20 protein-coding genes are annotated in these 22345 nt (G+C 45.9%); 18 read left to right on the forward strand and 2 right to left on the reverse strand.

Annotation, left to right across the window (positions count from 1 at the left end):
- The first annotated feature begins 92 nt into the window (after positions 1 to 92).
- From ACIFSR_RS10835 to ACIFSR_RS10860, 6 genes are all read left to right on the forward strand, one after another.
- The gene (locus ACIFSR_RS10835) at positions 93 to 623 is read left to right on the forward strand and encodes a hypothetical protein (protein ID WP_339207387.1); all 531 of its coding nucleotides are present in this window, start codon (positions 93 to 95) and stop codon (positions 621 to 623) included.
- Positions 624 to 930: 307 nt separating this feature from the next.
- Complete coding sequence (locus ACIFSR_RS10840; RefSeq protein ID WP_430057332.1) at positions 931 to 3420, forward strand: EAL domain-containing protein; 2490 nt, start codon at positions 931 to 933, stop codon at positions 3418 to 3420.
- Positions 3421 to 3621: 201 nt separating this feature from the next.
- The gene (locus ACIFSR_RS10845) at positions 3622 to 4149 is read left to right on the forward strand and encodes a sigma-70 family RNA polymerase sigma factor (protein ID WP_076269762.1); all 528 of its coding nucleotides are present in this window, start codon (positions 3622 to 3624) and stop codon (positions 4147 to 4149) included.
- A 65-nt stretch (positions 4150 to 4214) separates the two neighbouring features.
- The gene (locus tag ACIFSR_RS10850) at positions 4215 to 5390 is read left to right on the forward strand and encodes a hypothetical protein (protein WP_339207391.1); all 1176 of its coding nucleotides are present in this window, start codon (positions 4215 to 4217) and stop codon (positions 5388 to 5390) included.
- Positions 5387 to 6340 (forward strand): ABC transporter ATP-binding protein, encoded by a 954-nt coding sequence (locus ACIFSR_RS10855; protein WP_430057334.1) that lies wholly within the window; start codon positions 5387 to 5389, stop codon positions 6338 to 6340. Before ACIFSR_RS10850 ends, ACIFSR_RS10855 begins: the two co-directional genes overlap by 4 nt.
- Positions 6337 to 7206: an ABC transporter permease gene (locus ACIFSR_RS10860; RefSeq protein WP_339207393.1), complete on the forward strand. Its 870-nt coding sequence runs from the start codon at positions 6337 to 6339 to the stop codon at positions 7204 to 7206. Before ACIFSR_RS10855 ends, ACIFSR_RS10860 begins: the two co-directional genes overlap by 4 nt.
- A gap of 51 nt (positions 7207 to 7257) precedes the next feature.
- On the opposite strand, the gene ACIFSR_RS10865 is transcribed toward ACIFSR_RS10860, so the two are convergent.
- The gene (locus tag ACIFSR_RS10865) at positions 7258 to 7782 is read right to left on the reverse strand and encodes a GNAT family N-acetyltransferase (protein WP_430057336.1); all 525 of its coding nucleotides are present in this window, start codon (positions 7780 to 7782) and stop codon (positions 7258 to 7260) included.
- Between the two features lie 206 nt (positions 7783 to 7988).
- Here ACIFSR_RS10865 and ACIFSR_RS10870 point away from each other — a divergent pair, with 206 nt between their 5' ends.
- Complete coding sequence (locus ACIFSR_RS10870) at positions 7989 to 9026, forward strand: LacI family DNA-binding transcriptional regulator (protein WP_430057338.1); 1038 nt, start codon at positions 7989 to 7991, stop codon at positions 9024 to 9026.
- 36 nt (positions 9027 to 9062) lie between these two features.
- Positions 9063 to 11255, forward strand: a complete 2193-nt coding sequence (locus tag ACIFSR_RS10875) for an alpha-galactosidase (RefSeq protein ID WP_430057340.1) — start codon at positions 9063 to 9065, stop codon at positions 11253 to 11255.
- A gap of 189 nt (positions 11256 to 11444) precedes the next feature.
- Here ACIFSR_RS10875 and ACIFSR_RS10880 read toward each other — a convergent pair whose 3' ends face one another.
- Positions 11445 to 11741: a hypothetical protein gene (locus ACIFSR_RS10880; protein WP_339207397.1), complete on the reverse strand. Its 297-nt coding sequence runs from the start codon at positions 11739 to 11741 to the stop codon at positions 11445 to 11447.
- A gap of 348 nt (positions 11742 to 12089) precedes the next feature.
- Here ACIFSR_RS10880 and ACIFSR_RS10885 point away from each other — a divergent pair, with 348 nt between their 5' ends.
- The 10 genes from ACIFSR_RS10885 (at position 12090) to ACIFSR_RS10930 (ending at position 22320) form a co-directional block, all read left to right on the forward strand.
- Positions 12090 to 12899 carry a MerR family transcriptional regulator gene (locus ACIFSR_RS10885; protein ID WP_430057342.1) on the forward strand — a complete coding sequence of 270 codons (810 nt, stop codon included), beginning with the start codon at positions 12090 to 12092 and terminating at the stop codon, positions 12897 to 12899.
- A complete protein-coding gene (locus tag ACIFSR_RS10890) occupies positions 12889 to 14658 on the forward strand; it encodes an ABC transporter ATP-binding protein (RefSeq protein WP_430057344.1) in 1770 nt (589 codons plus the stop codon). The genes ACIFSR_RS10885 and ACIFSR_RS10890 overlap by 11 nt, the downstream gene beginning before the upstream one ends.
- Before the next feature lie 139 nt (positions 14659 to 14797).
- The gene (locus tag ACIFSR_RS10895) at positions 14798 to 15649 is read left to right on the forward strand and encodes an SDR family oxidoreductase (RefSeq protein WP_430057346.1); all 852 of its coding nucleotides are present in this window, start codon (positions 14798 to 14800) and stop codon (positions 15647 to 15649) included.
- 146 nt (positions 15650 to 15795) lie between these two features.
- Complete coding sequence (locus ACIFSR_RS10900) at positions 15796 to 16635, forward strand: STM4015 family protein (protein ID WP_430057385.1); 840 nt, start codon at positions 15796 to 15798, stop codon at positions 16633 to 16635.
- Entirely contained in the window at positions 16608 to 17861 is a 1254-nt protein-coding gene (locus ACIFSR_RS10905; protein WP_430057347.1) for an STM4014 family protein, read from the forward strand. The genes ACIFSR_RS10900 and ACIFSR_RS10905 overlap by 28 nt, the downstream gene beginning before the upstream one ends.
- A 6-nt stretch (positions 17862 to 17867) precedes the next feature.
- Positions 17868 to 18653, forward strand: coding sequence for an STM4013/SEN3800 family hydrolase (locus ACIFSR_RS10910; protein WP_339207402.1), 786 nt, complete (start codon positions 17868 to 17870; stop codon positions 18651 to 18653).
- 74 nt (positions 18654 to 18727) lie between these two features.
- Complete coding sequence (locus ACIFSR_RS10915) at positions 18728 to 20026, forward strand: STM4012 family radical SAM protein (RefSeq protein WP_430057386.1); 1299 nt, start codon at positions 18728 to 18730, stop codon at positions 20024 to 20026.
- Positions 20023 to 20910, forward strand: coding sequence for an STM4011 family radical SAM protein (locus tag ACIFSR_RS10920; protein ID WP_430057349.1), 888 nt, complete (start codon positions 20023 to 20025; stop codon positions 20908 to 20910). Before ACIFSR_RS10915 ends, ACIFSR_RS10920 begins: the two co-directional genes overlap by 4 nt.
- Positions 20911 to 20955: 45 nt before the next feature.
- Positions 20956 to 21486 (forward strand): type 1 glutamine amidotransferase domain-containing protein, encoded by a 531-nt coding sequence (locus ACIFSR_RS10925; RefSeq protein WP_339207405.1) that lies wholly within the window; start codon positions 20956 to 20958, stop codon positions 21484 to 21486.
- A 192-nt stretch (positions 21487 to 21678) separates the two neighbouring features.
- A complete protein-coding gene (locus ACIFSR_RS10930; RefSeq protein ID WP_430057350.1) occupies positions 21679 to 22320 on the forward strand; it encodes a hypothetical protein in 642 nt (213 codons plus the stop codon).
- Positions 22321 to 22345 lie beyond the last annotated feature (25 nt).

Raw genomic sequence — 22345 nt, forward strand, 5'->3', positions numbered from 1 at the left:
GTCTATTCCTGTGATTGCTTGGGCAAAATAATGCTGACGAGGCATGACCATCGTCTCTGCATCACGAATGTAATAGAAAGGTGTGGCAACAAATGATTAGAAAATGGTTTATTCCTATGGTAGCGCTGCTTGTACTGTTTTCAGTCGCTCCCGTATGGGCAGCGAAGTCGGTTACTGCTTTGCCTGATGCTTCACTAGTGGTTCTTCACCCTAAAGAGTCTGATATAGACAAAGAGCATAAGCATTACAAAGGGAAAATGACTCGCAAAGATTTTGAGGCTTATCGGCTGGAGAAGCTGAAGGAAATAGCGACCTATTTTGGTATTCAAGCCGATGGCAAGTCAGCGGAGCAGCTGAAGAAGGAAGTTGAGGCTGCGAAGCTTGCCAATAAAGATAAATGGGAAGCATTTAAAGCAGAGCATCAAGCGAAGCGGCTGGAGCATTTGCGTGAGATTGCGAAGGAACATGGCATTAAAACAGAAGGCAAGACGTCGGAGCAGCTGCGCGAAGAGCTATATAAGCTGCATGGCGGAAAAGGCAAACGTCCCCATCGCTTAGAGGATCATGACCGCAGCAACGAGGATAATGATGTTAAAGAGAAGAACAAACAAAATCAAGTGTAAGTGAACGATTCCATCGCCTCCCCTGTCATAGACAGAGGGGGCTTTTCTTCGTGTAGATATAATGGATTTAAATGAAAAGTGCTGGACTTTATTACTAGATATCATACAAATGAGAATAGATGCTATCGACCCTTGTCGTTTCAAAAAATAAAGAAATAAAGTGGTTTTTTGTCGAAATATATAGTGTTATTATCCTATTTTTATCATTGTGTTTGGGTCAAAATGTCAAGTATACTAGAACCGTATCATAATTTGACATATTACGTCGTTTTCTGCTTTCTCCGACAACAAGGGGCTGATAGATCGGATGAGAAAGATTAGGCTAAGCATCGCTCAAAAATTAATATTTTCCATAGGCCTGCTCGTTATTCTTTCATTTGGTCTATTGGTAACCGCTCACCTCATCAAGCTTTATCATTCCAACCTGCGCGAAAGCGAGCTTCTTGCACAGACGGAATCCATGGCCTACATAAATCCTTTCACTAAAACGATGGATCAAACGATGATGATGCTGGAAACGCTTGAAGTAACCATGACTCAAATGGGCAAAAACCAGATGCAAAATCGTGAATACATAGTCGAGCTGCTTAAGCAAATGCTTATCAAACATCCTGATCTATTAGGCGTTTATACGTTGTGGGAGCCTAATGCCTATGACGGGAAAGATGCATTTTACAAAAATAAAAACAGCTATGACGATGCTACGGGGCGCTTCATTCCTTATGTCGTTCGCGAGGATCAGTCCATTCAACTGCTGGCCATTGCAAATTACGAGGATAAGGAGAAAGGCAGCTTCTATCAAACGCCTAAACTTACGAAATCTTTTTCACTTATAGAGCCATATTCCTATGATATAGATGGTAAATCAATAATGATGATTTCGCTTGTGCTGCCTCTATTGAATGAGCAAAATGAGTTTTTAGGTATAGTAGGAGCAGATATTTCACTTGAATCGATGCAGAAACAGATCGAAGCTTTCCGGCCGCTAGGAGGATACTCCACGATTATTACGACGGATAACCAATATTTGGCTAACGGCAAGTACCCTGAGCTTGTGAACACACCGTATCGGTTATGGTCTAATAAGGATGAGCTTGAGGCGATGAAAGGGACGGATTCAAGAATTGCCTATACACGAGACTCGCAGGACAAAGAGACCGTGCTGCGTTTGCTTCATCCGATTCTTGTTCACAATGTGCTTTGGCATATTGAAACGATCATCCCCAAAAAGAACATGTTATCCAATTACTACAAAAGCCTTTGGGAATCGATACTCATCACGGGTATTGCTTTATTTTTGATGGCGATTGCTATGGTGTCGCTTGTAAGGAAAATCATTTTAGTTAATATTTATAAAGTTGTACAAGCCACCTCGGCTGTCGCAATTGGAGGCGAAGAACAGCAGCTAGCCATTCATACGAATGATGAGTTTGAATACATGGCTAATCATTTTAATCATATGCTTATCCAGCGCAAGGAAGCGGAGAAATTAATTGAATATCAATCGACACATGATCTAATGACGGGACTTCCTAATCGCTATGCTTATCATCGCCATATGGAAGGGAAATTAGCAGAGCAAGACAAGAAACAAGGCCATATCGCTTTGCTTTTCATAGACCTTGATCGGTTCAAAATGATAAATGATATGCTCGATCATACGATGAGTGACCAATTGCTCCAGAAAATGGCGCATCGAATTATGATTACCGTCGGCAACTCGGGGAAAGTATTCCGCTTCGGGGGGGACGAGTATATCGTGCTGCTAGAGCAAGTTACTTTTCTCCATGCGGCGATGCATAAAGCAGAAGAAATTTTATCAGCTATTTCCCAGCCCATTGGGCTTGAGGATCGGATGTTTTATATTACAGCAAGCATTGGAATGAGCATTCATCATGAATGGACGTCTGCGACTGCAGACCAGCTGGTGAAAGAAGCGGATATTGCGATGTATGTGGCGAAGAAAGAGCGAAATACTTGCAAACTATATTCTCCTACGATTAATGATGTAACCAAGAAGGAGCTTATACTTGAGAGCAGCATGTCCAAAGCGCTGGAGCTGGGCCAATTTATGCTTTATTACCAGCCCAAGGTTGATTTAGCTACTGGCTCTATATATGGGGCGGAAGCATTAATTAGATGGAATCACCCGGAGCTTGGTATGGTGTCACCGCTTGATTTTATTCCGATTGCGGAGAAAACCGGCTTTATTATTTCGCTTGGTGAATGGGTGCTGTTTACTGCCTGCCAGCAAATTAAAGAATGGGAGCGCATGGGGCTGCAGCAGATCTCAATCAGTGTAAATATGTCGATGATCCAATTCCAGCAGAAACAAATCGTCCATACGATTGAAAGAATCATTTCGGATGCAGGGATTCGGCCTCATCAAATAGAGCTGGAAATTACAGAGTCGATTTTTATGGATAATGCGGCTCATACGCTTAACATACTGCATGAGCTTCAGCAGCTCGGCGTCAAGCTGTCGCTTGATGATTTTGGAACGGGGTATTCGTCGCTCAGCTACTTGCAAAATATTCCGCTGCACACGTTAAAGATCGACAAATCCTTTATAAGCGGCATCGTAAACGATTATAAGAAACAAATGATTTTTAAATCGGTCGTCGTCATCGCTCACAATTTAAATTTAAAGGTTGTGACCGAAGGAGTAGAGACAGAGGAAGAGCTGCGGATTATTAACGACCACCACTGTGATGCTGCTCAAGGATATATTTATAGCCCTCCTGTTGCGGCACCGAGATTTGTACAGCTGTATATGGAACATAATAAGGAAGCCTGATGGACATTCCGTCTCCCGTCAAACGTGGAGGCGTTTTTTTTATTAGACCAGTTTTATTTTTGTATAACCGTTACGTTTTGGGCTTGTCGATAAATATGACATTCGTTTGGTAAAATATTGTTGAGCGATAGGTGTTACAAAATGATCGAAGGCATCGTCTTCTTTATAGCTTGAGCAAAAAAACGTAAGGAGGTAAACGGAATGGAACATTCGGCGCCGGATTTGTTTCGTCAACAGTTTAATACACATTATCCTTCGGTTAGACGAAAGCTTGTCGCACTTATACGCGATGAAGCAGCTGCGGAGGATCTTGCCCAGGAAACATTTCTAAGGCTTTACCGGAATCCACCGGATCAGCCTGAAGCAATAGGAGGCTGGCTTCATCGCGTATTAACGAGGCTAGCTTATGATTATATGGATAAAAAAGCACGAGAGCGTGCTCTAACACAAAAGCAGGAACAAAGCATACTCGCACAGCCGCAAGCGGTTCAGTCGAATGAACAGCAGTTGATTGATAAGGACGAGCAGGAACGGGTTAGAGGCTGGTTAGATACGCTACCCGAACGGGACAAAAAAATGCTTCTGCTCCGATATGAAGGATACAGCTATGCGGAAATCGCAGAGCAGCTCCAGCTGCGGCAGCCGCAGGTCGGGACGATGCTGCGCAGAGCCGGGGCTAGGCTGAAGCGCCATGCGCATAAGGCAGAAGGAGCTTTGTCTCATGAATGATGTGCGATGGCCAGCGCCTGCTGCACTTAGCATGAAAGGTCAAAACCTTTTAGGAGGAGTCCAAGATGACAAAAAATGATGAAATAAACAAAAAAGAAGCAGAGCAAATGTCGGCTGCATGGGCGCGTCTAGAGAAACAGCTTCAAGCCTCAGAGCAATCGCCGCTTTGGGAGCAATGGGAAGAACAAGGCAAGCATGCTGCTGAGCTCAATAAGGAGTCAACAGCTGCTGCTAGCGCTGCGCAAACAAAAGCTGCTGCCGTTCAAACGTATCCTGAACAAATGCAAGCAAATGTGGTTCCGTTAGGACGAGCTCGTACTTCATCCAGTCCAGCTGCTAATAAACCGAATAAAAGTGGGGCGGCAGGCCGCTGGTTCAAAAAGAACGTTGGCAAAACAATAGCAGCATGCGCAGCAGCTATCATTACGGTAGTTATTGCGACGCCCTCAACAAATGAAGCATTGGCGGCATGGCTTAATACGTTCCGAATGGATAACGTAATGATTGTGCAGCAAAATGATTTGGAGTCGCTCATGAACAGCTTCATGAAGGATGGCGAAACGCGTGAAACCGTTAACCGTTTCGGCACCTTCGAGCAGACGACTGTCGGAAGCTGGTCAAAGATGACCGTAGATCAAGCTTCTAAGGAGCTGGGTTTTGCTGTTCCAACATTGACGGTTCCAGAGATTCAGTTAGGTGCCATATCATCGATGTCAGCTCAGACGATTGCCTTCCGCCTAAATGTGGATGAAATCAATAGTGCAATGCGTAAGCTGGGCGCGGATAAGCTGCTGCCGAAATCAGTAGACGGCAAAGCAATTGAATTCAACACAGGCCAAGGTGTAACGATCACGTATGAACCTAAGGAAGGAAGTACTTCTAAGCAAAGCCTTTGGGTTGAATATATCAAGCAGCCTAGCATCAAAATTGATCCTTCTGTGGATGCAAAGGATGCCTATGAGGCTGTCATTCGCTTCCCAGCGCTTCCTGATCATTTGCGCAAATCGCTTATGCAAGCATCAAACATGGAAAACGGAGAAATTCCATTTCCGCTCATTACAAATGAAAAGCCGGAGAAAATCGTTATTGAAGGGGTTGATGTATATTTGAATCAATCCGCTGACCATAGTTATGCAAATGCGATGTGGCTTAAAGATGGCGTTGTAGCAAGCGCACACTTTAATGATTTTGAGGACAAACAAAAAGTACAGTCGCTTATTGCGGAGCTGATTCATCCATGAGTGCTGTTGCTATTGAAACCATCGGATTATGCAAGGATTACGGCGAAGGACGCGGCTGCCACGATGTTACACTGACGATTAGAGAAGGGGAAGCCTTTGGCTTCCTCGGTCCTAATGGAGCGGGAAAAAGCACGATAGTGAAAATGCTCACAGGCCTTATTAAACCAACCTCAGGTAAAGCTCAAATCTTCGGACAGCCTTCAGGATCAATCGAGGCTAGACGGAGATTTGGCTATTTGCCTGAGTTGTTTCGTTATCCGGATTGGTTGACGGGCGAAGAGGTTTTGGCTTTTCATGCAAAGTTGTGTGAGCTCGACCGCTCTATGGCCAAACGACGCATTCATCAGCTTCTCGACGATGTGGGCATTGGCAGCCGGGGAAGCGACAGGCTCAAAGGGTATTCGAAGGGGATGCAGCAGCGGCTTGGACTCGCATGCGCTTTACTAACAAATCCGGATATCGTTTTTCTTGACGAGCCGGCTTCAGCGCTTGATCCCGTTGGCAGACATGAGGTGCGGGAATTGCTTGCTAGGCTGAGAAGCCAAGGGAAAACGATCTTTCTTAATTCGCATTTGCTTGAGGATGTGGAACAGTTGTGCGACAAGGTCGCTCTACTGAATAACGGAAAAGTGCTGGCGGAGGGAAAGGTATCCGATGTGCTGAGCTCGCAGTCGAGCTGGCGTTTGCGTGTAAGCGGTTATACCCCTTTAGCAGCTGAACGTATCCAGCAGCTGATAGGCGTGAATGTGATCGTGTCGAACGCTGAGCAGTATGATGCATCTGTTTGGCTGGAGATTGAACTGGAAAATGACGAGCAAATAGGATTGGTCAATTATATTCTTATTGAGCTGGGATTGACGCTTTATGAGGTTGGGAAATTGCAATCACGGCTCGATGAGTGGTTTATGCAGGCCGTAACGGGCCTTGAGCATAGGGGGGAGCGCAGATGATCGCGGTTTGGGGCCTAACTTGGAAGGAGCTCGTTCGTAAAAGAGTAACGCTTATGACGATCATCATGACGGTTCTCTTCTGGATTGCTTACTGGTTTATTGCTGATGCTATCGCCGGCGGCGAAGTGAATGTTGCGACTTCTATGAACTTATTCGAAAATTTTGCCCGCAGTGCAATGATTATGACATTAGGTTTCTTCTTTGGCGCTTTTGCGGTTTCCTTCCTTTCTATATTCAGCTCCGTTGCGGCTGTGACAGGGGAAGCAGAGCAAGGCGTTCTTCAATCCGTACTCGCAAGGCCCATTACGCGCTGGAAGTGGTTTTTGGGCAGATGGCTCGGCTTTGTCAGTTATGTTGCGTTATATGCATTCCTGTTATTCAGCTCAATTATTCTTATCAGCTGGGCAGAAACTGGCGTCTTATTCAACATGATGGTGTACTTCAAATCACTTTTGTTTTTTATGTCTGTTATTCCGCTATTAGTATCCTTAACGATGCTCGGCTCCTGTTATTTAAGTCCTTTAGGAAACGGCATATGGATGACGATGCTCTTCGGTATGGGCTGGCTTGGCAGTACGATTGGCCGGTTTATGAGCACAGGTAGGATTCAAATGAAAGGGATGCAAACACTTGAGACCATAACAGGCTTAATTAAGCTGGCTATGCCGGCGGATACTTTGCAGCAACGCATGCTTAACGAATTATTTTCAATCTCTGAGCTTAGAGGCTTATATAACATTAACGCAGAGCTAAGTATTTTCTCTATTAACGGAGCGGCATCAAATTCCTTTTTAATTTATTGCGGTATTTACACGGCTGCTCTGCTCGGCATAGGTATACTAATTATGAGGCGAAAAGATTTTTAAGCGGGGCTGCCCCTTTTTGGAGGAGGCAGTCGACTGCTTTTTTTTATGTCTTTATGGAAGATTGGATGCCATTAAAGTGGGGAAGCCTGCATAAATAGTATGATTTTTGTTGAAAATAAAAGCTTCTCTTTCTTTGGCAAAGCCAATTTTCTCGGCAACACGAATGGACGCTAAATTATTGGGGTCTATAATACTGATTAATTTTTGCAAGCCTAAGTGATGAAAACCATATTGCTTGCAAGCCATCGCTGCTTCAGAGGCGAATCCTTTGGACCAATATTTTTTATTTATATGGTAGCCGATTTCTACCTCAATTGTTCCATTTATCGTTTGTTTAACAAGGCCACAATCACCGATTAGTTCATCCGTTGCCCTTAAGCAGACTCCCCATAAACCAAATCCATCGTTTTTGTAGCGTGCTTCATTTCTTTTTATCCAATTTTGAGTTTCTTGGACAGTAAACGGTGCTGGATAATTAGCCATCGTTTCGGGGTCAGAAAAAATAGCATGTAAACCATCAAAATCATCCTCTTTGTAGCATCTCAAATCTAATCTATCCGTTTCAATAACAACCATATATTTACCCCTCCTGCGATGAGAATCAAATAATTCCACTAAATTATAACAGTAGTTATTCATAAATTCACCGATAATGCTTCTTCTTCATTAGGTATGAAAAGTGATTTCAATAAAAATGCAATAGGGTGCTTGTGGACTTTACGAGCGTCTGCTAAACTAAAGTTGTTATTCAGTAAATTTATTAACTAAATTCGGAGTGTGGCATGGCAACGATAAAAGATATTGCGCAGGAGGCAGGCGTTTCAGCTGCTACCGTATCCAGGGTTTTGAACAATGATGTCACCTTGGCAGTAAGTGAGGAAACGCGTACTCGAATATTCAGCATTGCCGAGCAGCTGCAATATAAGCCGTCCAGGCTGCGAAGAATGAAGAAGGAAGAGCAGCTCTCGCGTCAGCAAATCGGTTTGCTCATGTGGTCGACACTGGAAGATGAGCATGATGATCCTTATTTCTCCTCCATTCGCAAAGGCATTGAAACGCGCTGCGAGGAACTTGGAATCAACATTGTGAAAGTGCTTCGCGGCAACAGTCGAGTGGAGATGCAGTCGTTCAACGAGCTGGATGGTGTGATTGTTGTAGGCTCCATTCATGATGAGGATGTTAATCAGTTGTATAGCAACGGAAATCGGCTTGTATTTGTGAACCATTCAGGCGAGCTGTATGAGTATGACACCGTAAAGCTGCATTTTGAGCAAGCAACCCGAGCAGTAATCAAACATCTTAGAGAACTAGGACACCAAAAAATAGGCTATATCGGCGGGAATGATTATATCCATCGTCTGAATCGTCAATTTGAGAGTACAGAGACGGATGAGCTTCGCCGTGTTTTTTTCGAGAAGGAGATGCGTGAGCGAGGTCTTTATGATGAAAACTTCGTCATTAAGGCATATTGGTCTTCTAACAGCGGATATGAGGCGATGAATCAGATGCTTCAGCAAAGCTCGCGGCCAACCGCTTGTTTTATTGGAAGTGACCCTATGGCTGTAGGTGCTTTGCGCGCGCTGCATGAGCATGGTCTTCGAGTGCCTGAGGATATGGCGATTGTAGGTTTTGATGACATTGAAATCTCTGCATTTTTGAATCCGCCGCTAACGACGGTTCGCGCGCATACCGAGCATATGGGCAGAACGGCGGTACAACTGCTGCTTGAGCGGATCGAAGGCCGTGAGGCAGCTGTTCATATGACCGTTAATACGACACTCATCGTGCGGGAAAGCTGCGGCAGCTCTGTGAAATCGTAAGTATTCATTTATATAAACTTTTAGGAGGTTATTATTTTGTCTATTCAATATGATCAACAGCTATCGGTATTCCACCTGCAAGCGAAGGATACAAGCTATGTTATCCATATTACGAAATCAGGATATCCTGCACATGTCTATTGGGGCAAAAAAATTCGCGGCGTGCAGCTGGAGCGTTTATTTGAGCTTAAGGAGCGGGCTTCATTCACGCCTAGCACAGAGCTGGACCAATTGGAACTGTCGCTGGATACGCTTCCGCATGAGTATCCTGCATACGGGAACTCTGATTTCCGCATGCCTGCTTTCCAGGTCAAGCTTCCAAATGGAACAACAGTAACGGATCTGCGCTTTGATTCGCACCGTATTGTGGATGGTAAGCCTGCGCTTGCTGGATTGCCTGCAACGTATATTGAGAACGACTCCGAAGCGCAAACGCTTGAAATCACGCTGAAAGATGATCTGACAGGCTTGTCCGTCATTTTGTCTTATACCGTATTTGAAAACTACGATGCGATTGCCCGTTCCGCTAGAATCGTCAACAACGGTACAGCTACTTTGGATTTACAGCGCGCGTTCAGCATGAGCTTGGACTTTGCGCATGACAACTTTGAGATGCTTCAGCTCTCTGGTGCTTGGATTCGTGAGCGCCATATTCATAAGCGCAAGCTTGAGCCGGGTTTGCAATCGATCGAGAGCCGCCGAGGTTCAAGCAGCCATATGCAAAATCCGTTTGTCGCTTTGCTCTCTGAGGGTTCTACCGAGGATCACGGAGATGTATACGGTGTAAACCTTGTGTACAGCGGTAATTTTACGGCTGGCGTCGAGGTGGATCAATTCCATGCAGCAAGGCTATTCATTGGCATTAACCCATTCGACTTTAATTGGCGATTGGAGCCGGGCGAGGAGTTCCAAACGCCAGAGGCGGTAATGGTTCACTCTGAGCATGGCCTCGGCGGCATGTCACGCAGCTTCCATGATTTGTACCGTGCTCGCTTAATTCGCGGCACGTTCCGTGATCAAACACGTCCGATACTCGTCAACAACTGGGAAGCGACGTATTTTAACTTTAATGCAGATAAAATCGAAGATATTGCGCGTGCCGGAAAGGAGCTTGGCATCGAGCTGTTCGTACTGGATGATGGTTGGTTCGGCAAACGCGACAACGACACAACTTCGCTCGGGGATTGGTTTGTTGACCCGAAAAAGCTACCAAACGGCTTAGAGGATTTGGTTAGCCGCGTGAAGCGTCTAGATATGCAATTCGGCCTATGGTTCGAGCCGGAAATGATTTCGCCTGAGAGTGAGCTGTACAAAGCTCATCCGGATTGGTGCCTGCATATCGATGGACGTAGACGGACACAAGCGAGAAATCAACTCATTTTAGATTTGTCACGCGCGGACGTTCAACAATATATCGTTAAGTCGATATCGGATATTCTTTCAAGTGCGCCGATTACGTACGTGAAATGGGATATGAATCGCAATATGACAGAGATCGGTTCAGCACTTCTGCCTGCAGAGCGTCAACGCGAGACCGCTCATCGCTATATGCTGGGTCTTTATTCTGTGCTTGAGCAAATTACGTCTGCTTTCCCTGATGTGTTGTTCGAGAGCTGCTCTGGCGGCGGCGGCCGCTTCGATGCGGGCATGCTGTATTACATGCCGCAAACATGGACAAGCGACAACTCCGATGCGGTATCTCGCCTGAAAATTCAATACGGAACAAGCATCGTTTACCCAGTAAGCGCGATGGGCGCTCACGTATCAGCCGTGCCTAACCATCAAGTGAACCGGATAACTTCCCTAGAAACAAGAGGAAATGTTGCGCTATCTGGAAATTTTGGTTATGAACTTGATCTGACTCAATTTACGGAGGAAGAGAAGACGACCGTTAAGGAACAGGTTGCTCTTTATAAGGATGTAAGGCATCTTGTGCAATTCGGAGATTTCTATCGTCTGCTTAGCCCGTTCGAAGGCAATGAAACGGCATGGATGTTCGTTTCCAAGGATAAAAAAGAAGCATTTGTAGTGTTTGTTACTGTTCTGCAAGAGCCAAATCTGAAGCTTAATCGCTTCTGCCTCAAAGGCCTTGATCCGAACCGCGATTACAAGCTGCTTGGTGAAGAAACGGTATATGGCGGCGATCAGCTGCTATATGCTGGACTTGCAACTCCGCAATTTTATGGCGATTATGCAAGCAAGGTATACCGATTCCTCGCGGTGGAGTAAACGATCTAAAATAAAGGGGTTATCTCAAAAGTGGATTTAATTACTTTTGAGGTAACCCCTGTTTTGTTTTAGCTTAGGTGTGAATAAAAAAATAGCGATGCAGGGGTCGTCCCTGTACCGCTATTTATTCCTTGTTCAAAAACGAGCAGACTGCTGCTCGGATTTTCACTTCTATTTTGTATTATTGTACTAGCTGCTCATAGAAGATGAAGCTGCTGCAGCAATAAAAATAACGAAAATGATGATGTAAATTACGAGAATGATTGCCGCCCAAATTAAGGATGCTTTAAAATAGTTTTTCTTCGTTGGGTTGCCTTCACCAAACGCCCATACAAACATCATAATAACATTAACGATCGGAATGATTAAAATGAGTGTAGTGAGCATCCACTCTTTAATTGTAATGACAGGCGACATTTCCTGATTTTGTTGATGCCCGTATCCTGGTACACCGGGATTTACGGGGGGCTGCTGATAGTTATCCATTCTTTCTCTCCTCTGAGTTCATAGTGCTGTAACAATTTGGTCACAAATTGATTATATATAAATTCCCATAATTTACAACCCTTGAATTGAAGAAAATTGTTTTTTATTTATAAAATTTAGGGCTTGTATTCAATTATAGCGACAAAATAATAGATTAATTGATAGAAAATAAATGATATTATCGAGTATCAAATTGTATTTTTACGAGCGGAAAGGTTAAGATAAACTCCTTATAAGAAGACATATTCTAGACAATATTTCCATAAAATTATAAATTTCATCCTGTAAGCCACTTGCCCTTGACGTTACGTCAAGGGTTATACTCTGTTCAAGAGGGGGAATGAACAGATGAATAATAGTTCTTCTTATGCGATTGGCGCATTCGCGAAGCTGACAAAAGTTACTGAGCGAACGCTCCGTTATTACGATCGACAGGGACTGCTTAAGCCGTCCAGCCGAAACGCGCATGGGCATCGCTTTTATACGGATCAGGATTTAATTCAACTGCAAAAGATTTTGACGTTAAAATATTTGGATTTCTCCTTAGAGGACATTTCTGCTTATTTGCAGCGGCCGGAGGAGGACTTGCAGCACTCATTAGCTTCGCAATATGAGATGCTTAAAAAAAAGCAGGCGCATTTGGAGCGTGTAATAGACACCATTGGACGGATGCAGAAAATTTTGGAGGGAGCGGGCAAGGTCGACAGCGATTCATTGCTCGTGTTTATTCAACATATTCAGCATGAGCAGCAGCAGAAGGAATGGCTGTCAACGCAAATGCCGCCTTCTTTAGTAGATGCGATATTTATGGAGGGGATAGACTCGGAAATCAGATCGGCATTTGAAAGTAAAATAACGGTGTTCGCCATGGAGCTAAAGGAACTTTATAAGCAAGGAAAACAGCCTCTGGACGAAGAGGTGCTTGCTTGCGGACTGAGTCTTGTTGCGCTCTTAGAGGAGCTGCTGTCACCTGTCTTAGAGAGATTTAGTGAAGAGGAGCTTGCGCAATTAGAGGTGCTGAACGATCCAGCTCATTCCTTTGATCCTGTTTTATTCCCAAATTTGTTTACGAAGGATGAAGAAGCCTTCTTAGCCGTTACTTTCGATCATCTTGAGGCATTGAAAATGTTGAAAGCAGGGATAACCGATGAAAAATAGTGTTGAAGCAGATAGGCCGAAGGCAACCATTGGCGTTTCACAATTTTTCAAGCTGATCGCGAAGCATAGACCCGCTAAGTTTTTAATTATCGTTGCCGTTGTACTAGGACTCGGAGAGACGCTGCTCTCGCTGCTCATTCCATTATTGACGAAAAATTTAGTCGAGGAGTTATCGCAATCGACCATCCAAACGATGACGTTTGTTGTGCTGGGAGCAGTATTTCTAGTTCAGACCATTATGTCTGGTTTCTCGGTCTATACGATGTCCTATGTAGGTCAGTTTGTTATTGCAGGCTTGCGACGTGAAGTATGGAACCGAGTGATAAAGCTGCCAGTACCGTTTTTTGATCGCAACAATTCCGGCGAGACGATGAGCCGTGTTACGAATGATACAAATGTGATCAAAGATTTTATCATCGGGCATGTAATATCGTTTTTTGGAGGAATTGTATCTATTATAGGCGGCGTCATTCTCCTGCTGCTGATTGATTGGAAGCTCACGCTGCTTATGCTGATTGCCGTTCCGGCAGCACTTCTTGTTTTATGGCCGCTAGGCACCAAAATGTTCACAGTATCCAAATCCATGCAGGATGAAACTGCATTATTTCAAGGCGATCTTGGCCGTGTGCTCTCCGATATTCGGCTTGTGAAGGCGTCGCTTGCTGAGCCGGTAGAAAATCGTCAAGGCGACAAGCGAATCTCGCATTTGTTTACATTTGGTTTGCAGGAAGCACGAATCATGTCAATCGTAACCCCTTTAATGATGACGGTGATGCTGCTCATTCTTGTTATATTAATCGGTTATGGCGGTGTAAGGGTCGCACAGGGCACTTTAACGGGCGGAGAGCTGGTTGCTGTCATCTTGTATATGTTCCAAATTGTTATGCCGTTTACGCAGATGGCTTCGTTCTTCACGCAATTCCAGAAGGCGATGGGCGCTTCAGAACGTATTTTGGAGCTGCTGAATGAGAAGGAGGAGCAGTCCAGCCATGAGATTTCGGCAGCAGTCCTTCACGAGAAAGATCATCATTCCTTTATTGAATTTGAACAGGTAAGCTTCGGATATTCGGAGGATCGGCCGCTGCTTCATTCGCTCTCGTTTCAAGTGAAGCAGGGACAAGTAACGGCGTTTGTAGGCCCGAGCGGCACAGGCAAGACAACGCTGTTCTCGCTGCTGGAACGGTTCTATAATCCAACCGAGGGCGTCATAATGTATGGCGGGGAACCGATCGCGTCCATGGCGCTGGATGATTGGCGAAAGCGGATTGCTTATGTTTCACAAGATAGCCCGATGATGCAAGGCTCGATTCGACACAATCTGACTTATGGGCTGGAGGATGTGAGCGAGGCGAAAATCAGGGAAGCTGTCGATCAAGCGAATTTGACAGCCTTTATCGATTCGCTGCCTGAAGGTTATGAGACGGAGGTTGGAGAAAGAGGCGTTAAGCTTTCGGGAGGCCAGCGTCAACGGCTGGCAATTGCCCGGGCTATTTTGCGAAATCCTGATATTCTGCTGCTGGATGAAGCGACGGCTCACCTCGACAGCGATTCGGAAATGCAAGTACAAGAAGCTCTTCAGGGCCTGATGACGGCAAGAACGACATTAGTCATTGCCCATCGACTTTCAACTATTCGAGGAGCCGACCAAATCATTGTACTTGAGAAAGGTGAAATTTCGGGTCAGGGCACCCATGCGGAGTTGCTGGAGACCCATGAATTATATGCTAAGCTCGTACAGCAGCAGTTTAGTATTGAGTAGTTAGGTTAGTCGCGACAATATAGCATGCTTTAGCGTTAATGCGATTCCAACGGGTATCCAAGCCGTTTTTGTCCAAATAAGCTATACTCAATACAACATGTTATTGTATACCATTCCTAGGAATTGAGGTGGCTTAAGGATGGCTAATGTAGCAGAAGTAAGCAATCGACCTATTGCATTGATTACGGGAGCATCCAGTGGGTTTGGGCTTTTGACTTCGATTCGCTTAGCGCAAGAGGGCTACTTTGTAATCGCAACAATGAGGGACATCCGGAAGAAGGAAGACGTGCTTGCAAAAGTAAAAGAGAATGGCGTATTAGATCATATTGCAATAATGAGGCTTGATATAACCGACTCTGACAACATAGTGGAAATCATTGAGCAAGTCATAGATCGCTGGGGCAGAATCGACGTGCTCGTAAATAATGCGGGTTATGCCGTAATGGGCGTCGTTGAGGAAATACCGATGGTGGATTGGCGTGCTCAATTTGATACGAATTTCTTTGGTACCGTTGCTGTTACGAAAGCGGTTCTGCCACATATGCGAGTCCGCAGCCAAGGCAAAATTATTAATGTCAGCAGCGGAGCAGGCATTATTGGTTTTTCCAACACGGGTGCGTATTCGGCCTCGAAATTTGCATTAGAGGGCTTTAGTGAAGCGCTGCGGCTAGAGCTGCTGCCTTTTTCTATCCCGGTCGTACTCGTAGAACCCGGTACTTACGATACTGGCATTGCAGCAAAGCATGTGTTTCGTGCGGAACAAAACTCCCCTTACAGCAAAATGATTGAGCGCTTTAATCAATTCAATAAAAAGTCGGAGAAAAATGCGCCTAATCCGATTCAGGTTGCGAACACGATCGTGAAAATTTGCCAATCCCGCAATCCGAAGCTTCGTTATGTGTGCGGAAATGATGCGAAGATGATTTTTGTTATGAAAAAGCTGTTCCCTTGGCGACTCATCGAATTTGTACTTCGCAAAGCACTGCACTAAATTCAAATAGCTGAGAGCGCTGTTTTCTGCGCTGCTCGGCTTTATTTTTATGAAGCCAAGACAGATAAGACCCTGAGACCATTGACGCATCGAAAAAGTCCATGTTACTCTAACTTCACATGGAAACTATTGGAGGGATCATCTTGATTGAAATTCGCTTATCGGTAGGTTATGACGAGTATGAAGAAGGCGTAAGGATGTCTGAACTGATTGAGAAATTGGCATCTAGCGCAGATGGCGAGAAGCTGTCTATACTAACGATTGGCGATTGGGGTCAGGCGTATGAGAATTCTCCGGACAGCTTCTTGGAATCATTGATCAGCCATAAAGATTCTTTTCCTAATTTAACGAAATTATTTATTGGAGATATGGGTTTTGAGGAATGTGAGGTTTCCTGGATTAATCAGACGAACCTTTCACCGCTGCTTGCGGCATTCCCGAATTTGCAGTCATTGTCGATCAAGGGCAGTCAAGAGTTAAGCTTGCAGCCTCTTGTACACGAGAAGCTGCAAGAGCTCGTTATTATTTGCGGAGGGCTTCCAAAGTCTGTGCTAGAGGAAATAACGAGTGCAAAGCTGCCTGAGCTAAGGAAGCTTGAGCTTTATCTGGGCGTAGATGATTACGGTTTTGACGGCGGAATAGAGGATGTCATGCCGCTGCTGCAACGTGATCTGTTTCCAAAGCTTACATACTTAGGTTTGAAGGATAGTGAAATTCAGGATGAAATCGCAATTGCGATCGCGGATGCGCCGATTTTGGACCAGTTGGAAATACTTGATCTCTCTTACGGCACGTTATCCGATGAAGGCGGCAAGGCACTGCTTGCTAGCGAGCGTGTGAAGAAGCTGAAGCACCTTAACCTGAGCTACCACTATATGTCGGATGAGCTGCTGCTTCGCTGGAAGCAAGCAGGCCTATCAGTTGATGTGACGGACCAGCAGGAAACGGATGAAGATGATTGGCGTTATCCGTTCCTAACCGAATAATGGATCATTTTAAAAATGACGGCGTTGCCGAAGCTCCTTATTTGCTCATCGGAAATCCGTCAAACAAACGAACATTCGGCTTGCAGGCAGCAAGAAGGAAGCAGGGGCTTGCTCCTGCTGTTGTGCTCTCCTATGAGCAGCTGCTCAAGCGAACAGAGTTTATTCAAGATATTTTGCGAGAATATGCAGGAGCGGATAAGGTCATTATTCGGCTTGATGCGCCAGGCGAGGATCAAGCCGTTGAACGACAGTTAATCGCATGGGGGGCGGCTGACCGTAGCGGCGATGACTTATTCTGGTCAGCTGGCTCTCTGCCGCACAATATTTCGATATCCGCGGAGGAAGCGCAGCAGCTGCCGCTGGAGCATGGACGAATCTATTATCCAGCACAGTGGTACCGCGGGTACTGCCGATTTCTTGCTGCTATGCATACAGAGGTTAAAGCATCAGGCGTTTCCGCAAGCTGGGTAAACTCGCCGGGAAGCGTAGCTAATATGTTCGACAAAAGAAGCTGCTGGCAGCTGCTCACGCGCCATGGACTCATCATGCCGGCTCTTCCTGCTCCTGCAGGAAGCATAAAAAATTACGATGAGCTGCAAGCTGCGATTGCTGCAAGCGGCATGAGGCGGCTGTTTATTAAGCTTGCTTGCGGATCGGGCGCTTCTGGTGTTATTGCCTATCAAATCAATCCTCGTACAGGCGACGAACTAGCTATCACGACCATCGGCATAGAAGAACGGGCCCACGGCATTTGCTATTTCAACGAAGGCAAGCTGAGGCGTTACCGGGAACGCTCTGACATTCGGCGCATGGTGGATTGGGTATGCCGGGAAGGGGCGCATATTGAACGATGGATTGAGAAGGAAAGCTTCGAGAGCAAGTCGTTTGATGTACGGCAGCTTGTTGTGGACGGTAAGGCTTGTCATACGGTGCTCCGCTTAAGCAGCACTCCAATTACGAATCTTCATCTGCGCAACGAACGGAGGATGGATGTCGACCAGCTGCTATCCGCAGAAGTAAAGGCAGCGGTGCAGCGGACAGCCGAATCCGCGCTTCGTGCTTTTCCCGGCTGCTCAGCGGCAGGTGTTGATGTGCTCGTTCAAAGAGGAAGCGGCATGACTTATCCGATTGACATCAATCCTTTTGGTGATTTGCTGTATGGCGCCGAGTATGAAGGAATGAACACCTATGAATGGCAAATGCAGCAGCTGCTTAGAAAGGAATAATTACGAATGCTTGATATGAACCAAATTGTAGGTTCTCACGATATACTCATGATTACGCTCGATACGCTGCGTTATGACGCTGCGAAGCTTGAGGAAAAGAATTGCCCGAACCTTTGCGGAAGTGGAGGCTGGGAGAAGAGGCATTCGCCGGGCAGCTTTACTTATGCTGCCCATCATGCTTTTTTTGGCGGTTTTTTGCCTACTCCTGCAAATACGGACAAAGCTTCTCATATTAGATTGTTTCATACAAAAAATACGGGGCTCAAGACGCACCCTCATACATGGTTATTTGACGCTCCGGATCTTGTATCCGGCTTGCAGGAGGCGGGCTACCGAACAATCTGCATCGGAGGCGTCATTTTTTTTACGAAAAAGAATAAGCTTGCGAAGGTTCTGCCTAGCTATTTTCAAGAAAGCTATTGGCGGATGACATTCGGGGTAACGAATCCGCGTTCGACGGAGCATCAAGTGAATCACGCGCTTAAGCTGCTGGAGAAATCGGATCCCGCCGAGAAGCTGTTTCTGTTCATGAATATATCTGCCATGCATGGACCTAATCATTATTTTGTAGATGGCGCCAAACGGGATTCCGTGGAAACACAGCGTGCCGCGCTTCGTTATGTTGATAGTCAGCTTGCCCCATTGTTTGAAGCCATGCGGCGCAGAGGAAAAACATTATGTCTCGCGTTTTCCGATCATGGGACAGCTTACGGCGAGGATGGCTATGAAGGGCATCGGCTTGCCCATGAGGTTGTCTGGAACGTGCCGTATCGCGAATTTATTTTGGAATAAGGAGGAGAAGCAGCTTGCAAAAATCATCTTCGCTACCATCTTTTCCGGAGCTTAAGGAGCAGGAGCAGCGCTGGATGGGGGCTCCTTACCGTTCCTATTTGTATTCCTATCCCCATAAGACAGCTTACCGAGATTTGCATCCCGCGCAGTCGCTGAAGGAGATGTGGGAGCGGGATCAAACCGATTATTATTTTTTGTATATGCATATTCCCTTTTGCGGTGCTCGCTGCGGCTTCTGCAATTTGTTCACGCTGCCGGATCGTCGTTTAGACGTACATGAGCAGTATATTGATGCTATGCAGCGGCAGGCGGAGCAGTGGGCGCCTTGGTTTAAAGACAAAACATTTTCGCGATTTGCGATTGGCGGAGGGACGCCAACCTTGCTTGCGGCTCCCCAGTTGAACCGTCTATTCGATATAGCAGAGAATACAATGGGCCTTGATCCGATGAAAGCATCGATATCGGTCGAGACGTCGCCGGAAACGGTAACGGCTGACCGCATGCGCGTTCTTAAGGATCGGCATGTTGATCGGATCAGCATGGGTGTTCAAAGCTTCGTTGAAGAGGAAGCAGCAGCAATCTATCGTCCGCAGAAGCCGCGGCTTGCGGAAGAGGCGCTGGAGATGTTGATGTCCTATTCGTTTCCACTCGTGAATGTCGATCTTATTTACGGATTGCCTAAGCAAACCGTTGAAACATGGATTTATTCACTGGAGAAGGCGATCAGCTATGCGCCTGGCGAAATATTTATATATCCACTTTATACGCGTGAGAACACCATTATTAAGCCAGAACAGATGCGCAGCGCAGGAGAGGATATTCGACTGGAGCTGTACCATATCGCCCGGCAGCGTCTGGAAGCGGCAGGCTATAAGCAGTTTTCGATGAGGCGTTTCGCTAGAGATACATCGTTTGATCATAAAACGGTGCTGCCCTTCAGCTGTCAGGAGGAAGGCATGGCAGGGCTTGGCTGCGGAGCACGCTCTTACACCCGCGATGTACATTATGCATCGCGTTACGGCGTGAGCGCAGCGGCAACGCGCAGCATTATTGAACAATATGTTGCTGCAGAGCGTTATGATACAGCTGATTACGGTTTTATTCTGAATGAAGCAGAGCAGAAGCGCAGGTTTATATTGAAAGCTTTGCTGCACCGCGAGGGGCTAAGCTTACACACGTACGAGGAGCGATTCAAGAGTAATGCGCTAGCCGATCATCCTGATTTGCAGACACTGATCGGTTTGGAGCTGGCGGAGCTTCAGGAGGGTACTCTCCGCCTGACGACACAAGGCATGGCTTATTCGGATGCGATTGGCGACGAGTTTATTTCGGGCGATGTAAGGGAGCTTATGAACGGGTACGTCATCCGATGAAGGCGGTGCTCTATTACCGCGGCGCGTTGTCATCATGCAATTATGACTGTCCTTATTGCCCATTCAGCAAAACAAAGGACAGCAAAGCGACGCTTGCGAAGGACAAGGAGCAGCTTCATGCCTTTATTGACTGGGTTCGGGAGCAAAGCGGCTCCGGACATCAGCTTTCGATTTTTTTTAATCCTTATGGCGAAGCGCTCGTACATCGGTGGTATCGTGAGGCGATGATCGAGCTGTCCCATATGCCGCATATCGAGAAGGTAGCTGTCCAGACCAACTTATCCGTCAAGCTTGATTGGACGAACGACATCGACCGGAGCAAGGCAGCCTTTTGGGTTACCTATCATCCTGGACAAACGAGCCATGCTGCTTTCCTAAGCCAGTGCATGAAGCTGTATGAGCAGGGAATTCCTTTTAGTGTCGGGTCTGTTGGGATACGCTCGGCTTTCGGCGCGATTAAGCAGCTGCGGCAGCTGCTGCCAGAGGACGTATACCTGTGGGTCAACGCCTTCAAGGATCAGAAAAATTATTATTCAGAGAATGATATTGTTTATTTAACCGAAATTGATCCGCATTTCCAGCTGAACGTTCCCGATTACGATAGTTTAGGCAAACCATGCGGCGCGGGCTCACATGTGTTTTATGTGCAGGGGGCTGGCATTGTCAAACGCTGCTATAGCGATCGCAAGGTTATCGGTCATCTCTATCGTGACGGACTTGAGGGTCTAACATCTGAGCGTCCTTGCACGATGAAGAAATGCGGGTGCTACATTGGCTATATTCATATGCCCGAACTGAAGCTTGGCGAGGTTTACGGTGATCGTCTGCTAGAACGTATTCCGTCAGGTTATACGCAGCAGCTTGCTTCAAATTCATCGAAATAGGGTAAAGTAAATCATGGCTTGAATCATGAGAGGAGTGTGCAACATATGACACCACTAAAAAAGGTAGCATTTCTGCTAGCTGATGACTTCGAAGATTCCGAAATGAAAAATCCCTATGATGAAATGGCAAAGAACGGTCACGACGCCGTTATTATTAGCTTGAAGAGCAACGACGAATTAAAAGGAAAACAGGGGACCATTGCGTATACCTCGCATTTGTCCATTGAAGAAGCTGATGCAGATGACTACGCTGCAATCATTATTCCGGGCGGAAAATCACCGTCTCATCTTATGGACAATGCGGATGTGCAGGCGTTCGTTCAAAAGGCAGATAAAGCTGGCACAACTATTGCGGCAATATGCCACGGTCCGCAAATTTTGGAGGCAGCTGGCCTGCTGAAGGGACGCACGTTAACGGCCTATCCTGCTTTATCCGCAGAAATTGAAGCAGCCGGCGGGACTTTTGTCGATAAAGAAGTTGTCGTTGATCGCAACTTTGTTACGTCACGAACGCCAGAGGACGAGCCTGCTTTCATTCGGGAGACACTTGTAAAGCTTGGCGTAAACGCTTGGTAGTTTGAAATTGCTTTCGCTTTTATAGCGAAAGCGCAAGCAGGCAGGACTGTCTCACTAGATCCAAGCGGATCTGGGACAGTCCTTTTTTGTATCACATTGCATATTTTGCTGGAGCGAACTTGGTCATCGCAATGCAAGTAGGGTATACTTTTTAGTATATATACGTTTAGTAAGGAAGGAGAGCATGCTTGAATGCCACACATGAAGCAGGGTGAACATACAGATCAAGCAAACCGCCCCCTTATTCAACGGCCTTCTACAGTGAGCAGGACAAGCCTTATTGATAACGGCATGACCGTTTTGCAGCAATGGGGAGCAGATCATATTTGCAAAGTTTGTATAGCAAACAGCGGATCATGCTGCCGCGATTGCCTCCATTTGCTCGATGGGGTAGGCTGCCAATTGCGAAATACAAGCTGTACAGCATGGTTATGCGGTTTTCATAAATATTTATTGTTTGAGGTTGAACAGTTGGAAGAGTGGAACCTGTTTTGGGATGATGTTCCCGGTCAGGCATTTCGTGAGGACTCTACACCTGAGCAGGTCATAATTGATAAATCATTAACGATTCAACAGCAAACAATGGAGCATCTTGGCGAAGCGCTTGCTGCAGATTTACAGGAGATGGAACGCTCGCATATTGCGATCGGCATTATCCTTACGCTTCGGGAGAAGCTGGATAAAAATATTGATCAGTTTATGCTGGAAGACAAGGATCATAAGCGGAAGCTGAGGATCAAACGGAAAATAAAAGTTCTTTCAAGCGATTTCCAGCGCTTTCACCATTTATTGAATAAGTACAAGATAGAGCTAGCTGAGCTCCATAACATGTAGAAAAAGGAGCCGATTAATACGGCTC

It is taken from the genome of Paenibacillus sp. NRS-1760, assembly GCF_050467785.1.
Lineage (GTDB): Bacteria > Bacillota > Bacilli > Paenibacillales > Paenibacillaceae > Pristimantibacillus.

Bases quoted from the DNA above. Each gene is read 5' to 3' on its own strand.
- ACIFSR_RS10925 (WP_339207405.1), top strand. From the start codon at position 20,956: ATGACACCACTAAAAAAGGTAGCATTTCTGCTAGCTGATGACTTCGAA.
- ACIFSR_RS10860 (WP_339207393.1), top strand. From the start codon at position 6,337: ATGATCGCGGTTTGGGGCCTAACTTGGAAGGAGCTCGTTCGTAAAAGA.
- ACIFSR_RS10840 (WP_430057332.1), top strand. From the start codon at position 931: ATGAGAAAGATTAGGCTAAGCATCGCTCAAAAATTAATATTTTCCATA.
- ACIFSR_RS10835 (WP_339207387.1), top strand. From the start codon at position 93: ATGATTAGAAAATGGTTTATTCCTATGGTAGCGCTGCTTGTACTGTTT.
- ACIFSR_RS10890 (WP_430057344.1), top strand. From the start codon at position 12,889: ATGAAAAATAGTGTTGAAGCAGATAGGCCGAAGGCAACCATTGGCGTT.
- ACIFSR_RS10870 (WP_430057338.1), top strand. From the start codon at position 7,989: ATGGCAACGATAAAAGATATTGCGCAGGAGGCAGGCGTTTCAGCTGCT.
- ACIFSR_RS10915 (WP_430057386.1), top strand. From the start codon at position 18,728: ATGGGGGCTCCTTACCGTTCCTATTTGTATTCCTATCCCCATAAGACA.
- ACIFSR_RS10910 (WP_339207402.1), top strand. From the start codon at position 17,868: ATGCTTGATATGAACCAAATTGTAGGTTCTCACGATATACTCATGATT.
- ACIFSR_RS10880 (WP_339207397.1), bottom strand. From the start codon at position 11,741: ATGGATAACTATCAGCAGCCCCCCGTAAATCCCGGTGTACCAGGATAC.
- ACIFSR_RS10855 (WP_430057334.1), top strand. From the start codon at position 5,387: ATGAGTGCTGTTGCTATTGAAACCATCGGATTATGCAAGGATTACGGC.
- ACIFSR_RS10850 (WP_339207391.1), top strand. From the start codon at position 4,215: ATGACAAAAAATGATGAAATAAACAAAAAAGAAGCAGAGCAAATGTCG.
- ACIFSR_RS10930 (WP_430057350.1), top strand. From the start codon at position 21,679: ATGCCACACATGAAGCAGGGTGAACATACAGATCAAGCAAACCGCCCC.
- ACIFSR_RS10895 (WP_430057346.1), top strand. From the start codon at position 14,798: ATGGCTAATGTAGCAGAAGTAAGCAATCGACCTATTGCATTGATTACG.
- ACIFSR_RS10865 (WP_430057336.1), bottom strand. From the start codon at position 7,782: ATGGTTGTTATTGAAACGGATAGATTAGATTTGAGATGCTACAAAGAG.
- ACIFSR_RS10845 (WP_076269762.1), top strand. From the start codon at position 3,622: ATGGAACATTCGGCGCCGGATTTGTTTCGTCAACAGTTTAATACACAT.
- ACIFSR_RS10920 (WP_430057349.1), top strand. From the start codon at position 20,023: ATGAAGGCGGTGCTCTATTACCGCGGCGCGTTGTCATCATGCAATTAT.
- ACIFSR_RS10885 (WP_430057342.1), top strand. From the start codon at position 12,090: ATGAATAATAGTTCTTCTTATGCGATTGGCGCATTCGCGAAGCTGACA.